The 10086-nt window shown below is 73.5% G+C and carries 9 protein-coding genes; 7 read left to right on the top strand and 2 right to left on the bottom strand.

The genetic code is table 11. The annotated features are described in order from the left end of the window. On the bottom strand, positions 1 to 2300 hold a 2300-nt coding region (locus AB0C59_RS29010), incomplete at its 3' end, for an amino acid permease (RefSeq protein ID WP_363009742.1). A gap of 303 nt (positions 2301 to 2603) precedes the next feature. Between AB0C59_RS29010 and AB0C59_RS29005 the strand changes: the two genes are divergently transcribed. Then, positions 2604 to 2897 (top strand): hypothetical protein, encoded by a 294-nt coding sequence (locus AB0C59_RS29005; protein ID WP_363009740.1) that lies wholly within the window; start codon positions 2604 to 2606, stop codon positions 2895 to 2897. Between the two features lie 643 nt (positions 2898 to 3540). Here AB0C59_RS29005 and AB0C59_RS29000 read toward each other — a convergent pair. Then, complete coding sequence (locus tag AB0C59_RS29000; RefSeq protein ID WP_363009738.1) at positions 3541 to 4671, bottom strand: threonine synthase; 1131 nt, start codon at positions 4669 to 4671, stop codon at positions 3541 to 3543. Between the two features lie 146 nt (positions 4672 to 4817). Between AB0C59_RS29000 and AB0C59_RS28995 the strand changes: the two genes are divergently transcribed. The 6 genes from AB0C59_RS28995 (at position 4818) to AB0C59_RS28970 (ending at position 9908) form a co-directional block, all read left to right on the top strand. Then, a complete protein-coding gene (locus AB0C59_RS28995; protein WP_363009736.1) occupies positions 4818 to 6398 on the top strand; it encodes a S8 family serine peptidase in 1581 nt (526 codons plus the stop codon). 99 nt (positions 6399 to 6497) lie between these two features. Then, positions 6498 to 7691, top strand: coding sequence for a DUF4190 domain-containing protein (locus AB0C59_RS28990; protein WP_363009734.1), 1194 nt, complete (start codon positions 6498 to 6500; stop codon positions 7689 to 7691). Between the two features lie 147 nt (positions 7692 to 7838). Continuing rightward, positions 7839 to 8591: a GntR family transcriptional regulator gene (locus tag AB0C59_RS28985; RefSeq protein WP_363009732.1), complete on the top strand. Its 753-nt coding sequence runs from the start codon at positions 7839 to 7841 to the stop codon at positions 8589 to 8591. A gap of 199 nt (positions 8592 to 8790) precedes the next feature. Then, positions 8791 to 8973, top strand: coding sequence for an SPOR domain-containing protein (locus tag AB0C59_RS28980; RefSeq protein WP_363009730.1), 183 nt, complete (start codon positions 8791 to 8793; stop codon positions 8971 to 8973). A 22-nt stretch (positions 8974 to 8995) separates the two neighbouring features. Further along, on the top strand, positions 8996 to 9403 hold the full coding sequence (locus tag AB0C59_RS28975) for a (deoxy)nucleoside triphosphate pyrophosphohydrolase (protein WP_363009728.1): 408 nt from the start codon (positions 8996 to 8998) through the stop codon (positions 9401 to 9403). A 97-nt stretch (positions 9404 to 9500) separates the two neighbouring features. Then, the gene (locus AB0C59_RS28970; RefSeq protein ID WP_363009726.1) at positions 9501 to 9908 is read left to right on the top strand and encodes an ATP-binding protein; all 408 of its coding nucleotides are present in this window, start codon (positions 9501 to 9503) and stop codon (positions 9906 to 9908) included. The last annotated feature ends 178 nt before the right edge of the window (positions 9909 to 10086 follow it).

Here is a 10086-nt window from a genome sequence, read left to right as displayed (position 1 = left end):
AGGGTGGCGTCCTCGTCGACGGGGCCGGGCAGGAGCGCTGCGACGGCTTTGTCGCACAGTTTTTCGAGTGATGCGTGGTGGTCGGCGAGGACACGGGCGAGGTGACCGAGGGCAGCGCTCTGGCCGGTGGTGGCCTGGAGCAGTCCGCCGGTGAAGAAGGCGATCAGGCTGTCGGGCGGGAACCGCAGCTCCGTGCCCTGGTACGGCAGACCGCCGACGCCCAGCGGTGGCCCGGGCGGCAGCTCCGGGTAGTACGCGGCGCCCGTCTCCGGCTCGATCACGGCCAGCACCGAATCGCCCGCCCGCGCGAGGCTGCACAGGCCTGAGACGGGGTCGTACACGGCGTACAGGCAGGTCACCCCCTTCGCCTCGTCGGCGTGCGGCGGCTTCGCGCGGCGCCGGGCGCGGCGGGCACCGCGGCCCGGCGGGTCACCGCGGGCGCCGTCGACGGGGGCACGACCCGGCGCGCGGGCGCCGGCCGGCCCGCCCCCGTTCTCCTGCGCGGCCTGCTCGACCAGGTCCTCCAGGCGGGACAGGAGCTCGTCGGGGGCGAGGTCGAGGCGGGCCAGCACGCGCACGCCGGTCCGCACCCGGCCCATGGTGGCCGCGGCCCGCAGCCCGTGGCCGAGGACGTCGCCCACGACCAGGCCGACCCGGGCGCCCGACAGCGGGATCACGTCGAACCAGTCGCCGCCCACGCCCGAGCCACTGTCGGCGGGCAGGTACCGGCTCGCCGAGTCGAGGGCGGACAGCTTCGGCAGCCGGTGCGGCAGCAGGCTGCGCTGCAGCTTGAGGGCCGCGGAGTGCTCCCGGGTGACCAGGAGCATCAGCACGAAGCCGACCAGCAGCGCACCGAGCCCGACGACGGTCACCCCGCCCGTCGGCCCGATCAGCGGCAGGTCGATGACCGTGGAGCCGTACCCGGGATTCGCGTAGACGACGAAGGTGGCGTAGAGGAACAGGCAGAGCATGATCAGCCCGCCGAGTCCCGGCAGGACGCCCTTGAAGACCAGGTCCTTCGGGCTGCGGGTGAGGACCGAGCGGTGGTACCAGAGGCAGGCGAAGCCGGTCAGGCCGTAGTAGAACGTGATCGCGAGGCCGACCGAGTCCACCGAGTCGGCGAGGGTGTTCTCACTGAAGGTGGCCAGCAGGACCAGGACCGCGATCGAGAGCGCCCCCATGCCGACCGTGGACCAGGTCGGGGTGAGGAACCTGCGGTGCACCCGGGCGAAGCCGGCGGGGATCGCCTTGTGGACCGCCATCGAGAACACGGTCCGAGCCACGGGCAGGATCGTGGTCTGGGTGGAGGCCAGGGCCGAGGTGAGCACCATCAGGATCAGCAGCCGGGACAGGAACAGCCCCGTCCCGGTGGCACCGAAGACCGACTCGCCGAGGCCCGAGAGCACGTCGCCCGAGTTGTCCGCGTTGCCCAGGCCCGTGCCCGAGGTGCCGATCCCGGCGAAGGCCTGTGCGGACGTGGACACCAGCGCGTACATGACCAGGAGGAGGACGGTGGAGACGACCGCGGCGCGCCCGGGGATGTGCGCGCTGTCGGCGGTCTCCTCGTTGACCGTGACCGCGGTGTCCCAGCCCCAGTAGATGAAGACGCTCGCCAGGACCCCGGACGTCAGGGCCTTGGCCGAGGACACCTCGAAGGGGTTGAACCAGGACGCGGAGACGTGCAGGGCCGTCGGGGGAGGGCTGCTGTAGACCTTGACGAGGGCGACGACCGCGAACACGATCAGCACCCCGACCTCCACGTACAGCAGCCAGCGCTGGACGGCGGCCGACAGCTCGATGCCGACGTAGCAGACGGCGGTCATCACCAGGATCCAGACGATGCCGGCCACGGTGATCCACAGCCGGTCCCGCGCCAGCGCCTCGTATCCCAGCAGCCGGAAGCCGTAGATGCCGGCTATCTGGGCCAGGTTCGACATGACCAGGATGTCGGCGACGATGATGCCCCAGCCGCCCATCCAGCCGGTCCGCGGCCCGAACGCGCGGGTCGCCCAGGTGAAGGTGGTGCCGCAGTCGGCGTTGCTGGCGTTCAGCTCACGGTAGGCGTAGGCGATCAGCAGCATCGGGATGAACGCCAGCATGGTGACGATCGGCGCCTGGAGCCCGACTCCCGCCACGATGAGGCCGAGGGTGGCGGCGAGGCTGTAGGCGGGCGCCGTGGAGGCCAGCCCGATGACGACCGAGGAGAACAGCCCCAGGGCGCCGCTCTTGAGCCCCTTGCGGCCGGCTCCCGTCCCGGGTGCGGGGCGGCCGGCGGGCGGGGCGCTGACGAGGTGCCTCACGGCTGGTCTCAACTGAGCGCCTCACCGGACCGCGGCAGCGCGCGATCGTCCGGGTGGGCCCGGCCGTCCGTTCCTGAGTTGCGCATGATGCCTCCTGCCGCTACCGCTACTCCTCGCATGTCGGGACGAATCGGGTGTCCGGCACTGTCACCACCCTGCCTTGTGCTGGGCGGATTAACAAGAAATGTGCGCTCTGGTACCGGCGGGCGGACCATACCCAGTAGCGGGTGTCGCGGAGCTGCCGGACGAGCCCGCGTTCGTGACGTCGTGAGGTCGTGAGGTCATGAGGGAAGGGTGATGATCATGCTCTGGGCATCATGGACGACCAAGGGGGTGTACGCGGGGCGGGGCGGGGCCCGCACCGAGGACGCGGGCATCATGACCGGCGACCTGACCGTGCACACGACCTGGGACGGGAGCGAGGCCGATGTGGCGATCCAGTACAGCGGCGGCTCCCAGTGGTTCACCCTCGCCGGCAGCCCCGTGCCGTGCGACTCCGAGGCGGGCAGCCGCCACCTGCATCAGGAGGTGATCGAGGCGGTCCGGGCCGGCGGCGGAGCGACGGTTCCGCACCACGGGGATCCGACGCCCCCCTGACCGGGGGCTGACGCCCCCCGATGCCGGAGGCGGCCCCGAGGGGCGCCTGGCTCGCCGGGCGGCCCGTGGCGGCCGGACGGAGCCATGGGCCCCGACGGAGGGGGCGGTCGGGCCCGCGTGGGAAGCGCGGGCCACCGCCCCGGGGCCGCGCCCCCGTCTCCCTCTCGAGCGCGCCGGGCGGGACCGCGACCCGGGCGCCGAACGGGACTGCGACCCGGGCGCCGAACAGGGCCGCGTCCCCGACGCCCGGTGGGACCGTGACCCGGGCGCCGGGGGGAGCCGCGGCCCGGGCGCCGAACGGGACCGTGGCCCGGGTGCCGAAGGGGACTGCGTCCCCGGCGTCGGGCGGGACCGTGGCCCGGGCGTCGGGCGGGACCGTGGCCCGGGCGCCGGGGGGAGCCGCGGCCCGGGCGCCGAACAGGACCGTGGCCCGGGTGCCGAACGGGACTGCGGCCCGGGTGTCGGGCGGACCGTGGCCCGGGCGCCGGGTGGGACCTCGGCCCCGGCGCCCGGGCGGCGTCACGCGGGCCCGGCGTGCGGCGCCGCTTCGCCCGGCCGGGAACCGGTGAGCCTCCGTGCGAGGTGGCCCCGCCGGGCCGCGCCCCTCGGCCGACGCGGTCCGGGGACGGTCGCCGCGGCCCCCTCAGGCGCCGGCGGGCTCCCCGGCCAGTCCCGTCTTCAGGCCCGCCCCGCACAGCGGCACCACCGCGCTGCGCGTCCCCAGCAGGCCTTCCCGCACGGCCGCCCAGCCCACCACCCCCGTAGGTTCCACGTACAGGCCCTGGGACGCCAGGTCCTGCTGGGCGTGCCGGATCTGATCCTCCGTCACGGTCAGGAAGGTGCCGCCGGACTCGCGGACGGCGCGCAGGATCTGGCGGGCCCGGGGCGGCCGGGGGATCGCGACGCCCTCGGCGAAGGTGGGGGTCACGGTCGCGGTGGCGGGGGCCCCGTCCGCGAGGTCGTCGGCCCCCTCGGCCCACGCGTGGGCCAGGGGCGCGACCGCCGCCGCCTGCACCGCGTACAGGGCCGGACGGCGGTCGATCAGGCCCGCCGTGTAGAGCTCCGCGACGGCCAGGGCCGTGCCCAGCAGCAGCGTGCCGTTGCCGACGGGCAGGACGAGCACGTCGGGGAACCGGCCGCCGAGGTCCTCCCACAGTTCGTGCGCGTAGGTCTTCGTGCCGTGCAGGAAGTACGGGTTGAAGACGTGTGACGCGTAGAAGACGTCCGGCTCGTCCGCCATCTCGCGGGCCTGGCGCGCCGCCGCCTCCCGGTCGCCGTCGGCCACCCGCACCCGCGCCCCGTACGCCGAGATCTGCTCGACCTTCTCGGGGGACGTGCCGGTGGGGACGTACACCGTGCACGGCAGCGCGGCGCGGGCGCAGTACGCCGCGATCGAGGTGCCCGCGTTGCCGCTGCTGTCGGCGACCACCTGCCGCGGCTCCAGCCGCTGCGCCAGTTCGGCCAGCAGGACGGCGCCCCGGTCCTTGAAGGAGAGCGTCGGCATCAGGAAGTCCAGCTTGGCCGAGATGCCGTGCTTCAGGGGGACGAGCGGGGTGCGGCCCTCGCCGAGGCTGAACGAGGGGGCGGCCAGCGGCAGCGTCTCCGCGTACCGCCACATCGAGTTCACCCGCCCGCTGAGCGACTTGAGGGAGGCGGGGGTGGGTGCGAAGTCCAGGTCCAGCGGGCCGCCGCAGACGGGACAGCACCAGGCGAGCGACCGCGCGGCGACCCGCGTGCCGTCCACCGGGCAGTAACGGTCCGGCAAAGGTGTCATGAGTGCAGGGTAATTGTCCGGTTAGTGATGTTATGTCACTATCTTTGCGTGGCGCCCGCGTTGTGACCGCACTCAGGCCGTACGGGGCTCCTGGGAGCAGGGGGCTCCAGGCCCGCAGCACGCATCACCGACGAGGAGGACCCCGGATGACAGCCATGTGCCAGGCCCGGCGACGAGTGGCCGGGATCGGGGTGGCGGCCCTGGTCGCCGGGCTCGCCCCCGCCCTCGCCGCGCACGCGCTGCCGGTCGCGGAGGGCTCGATCCAGTACGCGGGCGACCGCAACGCCGTCCCGGGCAGCTACATCGTGGTGTTCAAGACGGCGTCCATGCCCGCGGACTCCGACCGGGGCAGGGCTCTGGCCAGGAAGTACCGCGCCAGGATCGGCTGTACGTACGGCAGGGCGCTCAACGGGTACGCGATCAGCGCCGACGAGGCCGACGCGAGACGGTTCGCCGCCGACCCGGCCGTGGCCTCCGTCGTCCAGAACCGCGTCCTGCGCATCAGCACGACCCAGTCCTCGCCGCCCTCCTGGGGCCTGGACCGCATCGACCAGAGGAACCTGCCGCTCGACCGCGCGTACACCTACCCCAACTCGGCGGGCGCGGGCGTCACCGCCTACGTCATCGACACCGGCGTACGGGTCAGTCACAAGGACTTCGGCGGCCGCGCGGCCAACGGCTTCGACGCCGTCGACAACGACTCCGTCGCCCAGGACGGCAACGGCCACGGCACGCATGTCGCGGGCACGATCGCGGGCACCTCCTACGGCGTCGCCAAGAAGGCGAGGATCGTCGCCGTCCGCGTCCTGGACAACTCCGGCTCCGGGACCACCGACAAGGTCATCTCGGGGATCGACTGGGTCGCCCGGCACCGCAGCGGCCCGTCCGTGGCCAACCTGTCGCTGGGCGGCGACATCGACACCGCCCTGGACACGGCCATCCGCAACACCATCGCCTCCGGCGTCACCTTCGCCGTCGCCGCGGGCAACAACAACGCCAACGCCTCCAGGTTCTCGCCCGCCCGCGTCGCCGAGGCGCTCACCGTCGGGGCCACGACGTCGACCGACGCGCGGGCCGGCTACTCCAACTACGGCTCCGTCCTCGACCTCTTCGCCCCGGGCTCCTCGATCACCTCCGACTGGAACACCTCGGACACCGCGAGGGCCGTCCTGTCCGGTACGTCGATGGCGACACCGCACGTGGCCGGGGCGGCGGCGCTGTACCTGGCGGACCACACCAAGGCGACCCCCGCGCAGGTGGCCGCCGCGCTCAAGGGCGCCGCGGTCGCGGGGGTCGTCAAGAGCCCCGGCACCGGCTCGCCCAACCTGCTCCTCAACGTCGTCCGCGCCACCGGCGCCACCGGCACCACGGGTACCACGGGCCGGCCGTACTTCGTGAACGCGGTGGAGCGCCCGATCGCCGACAACCGGCTCACCGAGTCGGCGATCACGGTCGCCGGTGTCACGGGGCACGCGCCCCTCCGGCTGGGCGTCGAGGTGCACATCAGGCACCCGCGCATCGGCGACCTCAGGATCCAACTGGTCGCGCCGGACGGGACGGTGCACCTGCTCAAGCCCTACGCGACCGGCGGCGCGAGGAGCGACGTCGACACCACCTACGCCGTGGTTGCCGGGGCCGGGCGGGCGAACGGGACCTGGCGGCTGAGGATCGGCGACAACGCCCCGCTCGACTCGGGGCGGCTCACCTCCTGGGCGCTGCGCTTCTGACCAGGGGCGCTCCCCGCACCGGCTCCCCGCCGCCTACGATGCGCCCATATCCCGTACACAGGTTCTGCACAGGCAGACAGCACGAGGAGCACGGCGCCCGTGTCCATACCCCCGCCCCCCGGGCCCTCCCAGCCCGGGGGACCGCCCCCGCAGGCTCCGTACCGGCCACCGGCTCCGTACCCGCCTCACGTCCCCCACCAGGCCTGGGGGCAGGGGTACTTCCCGTACCACCGCCCGGAGCCCGTCAACGGGCTCGCGATCACCTCGCTCGTGCTCGGCATCCTGTGCTGCCTGCCCGGTGTCGGACTCGTCCTCGGGCTGATCGCGCTCGCGCAGATCAGGCGCCGCGGCGGGCGGGGGCGCGGGCTCGCCGTCGGCGGGATGGCGATGTCCCTGCTCGGTCTCATGCTGTGGGTGCTCGCCGTCGCGTCCGGCGCCGCGCACGACGTCTGGGGCGGCTTCACCCACGGGGCGCACAGGGCGCGGGGCGGCGGCGCGACGTTCTCCGCGCACAAGGGGGAGTGCTTCGACGCTCTCGGCGGCTCGCTGCACGGCGAGGTGCGCGACGTCGACGAGGTGCCCTGCTCCGGCACGCACCAGGCCGAGGTGTTCGCCGACTTCACCCTGGCGGGCCGCGTCTATCCCGGCACCGCCGCCATCAGCGAGGAGGCGGACCGCCGGTGCCGGGCCCTCAAGGGCGCGTACGCGATGGACGCCTGGGCGGTCCCCGACGACGTCGACGTCTACGTCCTGCGGCCCGACAGCCGGAGCTGGTCCCTCGGTGACCGCGAGGTCATCTGCGTCTTCGCCGGTGTCGACGACACGGACCGCCGGACCGGCTCGCTGCGCCAGGACCCCGCGACCCTCACGTCCGACCAGAGCGCCTATCTGCGGGCGGACGGCGTGCTCTACGCGGCGCTGGACACCGCTCCCCGCGCCGAGTACCTGGAGGACGACCTGCCGGGCGCCAGGGCGTGGGCCGCCCGGGTCGCCGCGGCGCTCACCACCCAGACCCGCGATCTGCGCGCCCACCCGTGGCGGGACGGCACCGGCAGGTCGGTCGAAGCCCAGGCCGAGGCTCTGGACCGGGCCCGTGCGGAGTGGAGCCGGGCGGCGCGGGCGGCGGACGTCGACGCCTTCTACGCCCACTGCGACCAGGGCGGCGCGCTTCTGGAGGGCCCGGCCGCCGTCACCGCCCGCAAGGCTCTGGGTCTCGCCACGACCCCGCCGTCGCGCTCGGCGGAGGGCGAGGGGTTCGGAAACCCGGACGGGGACCCGGTGAAAGAGGTGTGACGCGGGAGGAAGCGGGGAGAAACGCCCTGCGTAGAGCGTTTATCGAGCCGGCGTCACCACTTCGAGTGATTCCCTGGCCTACGCTTGCGCCGCACAACCCACGGTTGCCAGGCTGTCGCTGTCTGTACAAGCTGATGGGAGCGGCCAGTGACTTTCGGTGAGCAGCCGGCATATCTGCGTGTCGCGGGGGACCTCCGCAAGAAGATCGTCGACGGACTGCTGCCGCCCCACACCCGCCTCCCGTCCCAGGCCCGCATCCGCGAGGAGTACGGCGTCTCGGACACGGTCGCCCTGGAGGCGCGCAAGGTGCTCATGGCCGAGGGGCTGGTCGAGGGCCGCTCCGGCTCGGGCACCTATGTGCGGGAGCGCCCGGTGCCGCGGCGGGTCTCCCGCTCGGGCTACAGGCCGCACAGCGGCGCCACCCCCTTCCGCCAGGAGCAGGCGGACACGGGAGTGTGCGGCACCTGGGAGTCGCACAGCCGGCAGGCGGAGGCGAACGCCGCCGTCGCCCACCGGCTGGCCGTCCAGCCGGGCGACCGCGTGATGTGCACGAAGTACGTGTACCGGGACGCGGGTGAGGCGATGATGCTCTCCACGTCGTGGGAGCCGCTCGCGCTGACCGGTCGCACCCCCGTGATGCTCCCGGAGGAGGGGCCGCTCGGCGGCATGGGGGTCGTGGAGCGCATGGCGGCCATCGACGTGATCGTGGACAACGTCACGGAGGAGGTCGGCGCCCGCCCCGGCCTCGCCGAGGAACTGGTGGCGCTCGGCGGGGTGCCCGGTCATGTGGTGCTGGTCATCCAGCGGACGTACTACGCCTCGGGCCGTCCGGTGGAGACCGCGGACGTGGTGGTCCCGGCGGACCGCTACCAGGTGGCCTACCACCTGCCGGTGAAGTAGCGCCTCGGCCCGGCCGTCCGGCCCGGCCGTCCGGTGGCCCGCGCGGCGCTTCCCCCGCGCGGATGGCTGGTTGCGTACCCGGCTGCGTACCGCTTTGTGAGAATACGTGTTCGCTGCGTGAAGGTGAGGCGTAAGCTCGGGCATATGCCTTGGTGGGCGGGGCACGGCGGAAGCCGGGGACGGGAAGTGGAGACGCGCGGTGAACGACGGCACGATCGCTCTTCCCTGGCACGTCATACGGCAGGACGACAACGGCAATCGCTACCGCGTGGGCCGGTACGCGACCCGCGACCAGGCCCAGGAGATCGTGGACGGCCTGGAGGCCAGCGGGCACAAGCAGCTCTACTGGGTGGAGCGGGTGGGGTCGGACTCGGGCGTGTGAGGGGTGCCGTAGGCTCCCGCGCATGACGCACACCGTCCTGGTGGTCGGAGCCGCCCTGATGAGCGGCGACCGCCTCCTCGCCGCCCGCCGCAGCGCACCGGCCGACCTCGCCGGGGGCTGGGAGCTCCCCGGCGGCAAGGTCGAGCCGGGTGAGCACCCGCGGGACGCGCTGGAGCGCGAACTGCGCGAGGAACTGGGCGTCACGGCGAAACCCGTCGAGCGCGTACCGGGGGAGTGGCCCCTCAAGCCCGGCTACGTCCTCCAGGTCTGGACGGCCCACCTCGTCTCCGGCACCCCCCGGCCCCTGCAGGACCACGACGCGCTGCGCTGGCTGACACCGCAGGAGGTCTGGCAGGTGGACTGGCTCCCTCAGGACGTGCCGGCGGTGCGAGCGGTCCTCGCCGCCTGGCGGCGCCCAGGGTCTGTCTGACCCAGGACTCCCCCCGACTCGCCCGGTAATCCCCCTCGATACCGGGTATGCCCTTCATAGGCACACGAATCCGGACATCGCACCCTGGGTCGGGGAAGTGATCGGCGTGCTCCACACCGACGGCGAAAGCGCCGAGTGGACATTCCCCGCAGATCCCAGCGCCGTGCGCACCGCGCGCGCCGCGGTCCGCGGCCAGTTGCGCACCTGGGGTCTGGACGCGCTGGGAGACGTCACCGCCCTGCTGGTCAGCGAACTGGTGACCAACTCGCTGCGGCACGCCGCCGGCCCCATCGGTGTGCGCATGATCCGCGCCGACGGCTCCGCCCCCCGCCTGCTGGTCGAGGTCTCCGACCCCCTGCCCGACCCGCCGCGCGCCCGCACCGCCCGGCACGACGAGGAGGACGGCCGCGGCCTCCAGTTGGTCGCGCACTCCTCGCGCCGCTGGGGCACCCGTCCCGCGAACTCCGGCAAGACGGTCTGGTTCGAACTCGCCGTTCCCGCCTGACCGAACGGTTCCGGCCATGAGGCCTGACAGAACTCTTTGGTTCGAGGGGCCTCCACCTGGTTAGAAGACTGGAAGTATTGCCTGGCCGGTCCAAAAACGATCGGGACCGTGCTGTGATCGTGAACACCGTGTTGTGCGGCACCGTAGTGCTGGATACTGCGGGCAGCCGCCCTCGGTG

The organism is Streptomyces sp. NPDC048664 (assembly GCF_040650555.1).
Lineage (GTDB): Bacteria > Actinomycetota > Actinomycetes > Streptomycetales > Streptomycetaceae > Streptomyces.
The sequence above is the reverse complement of the archived record's forward strand: the minus strand, read 5'-3'. Positions and strand labels throughout refer to the sequence as shown.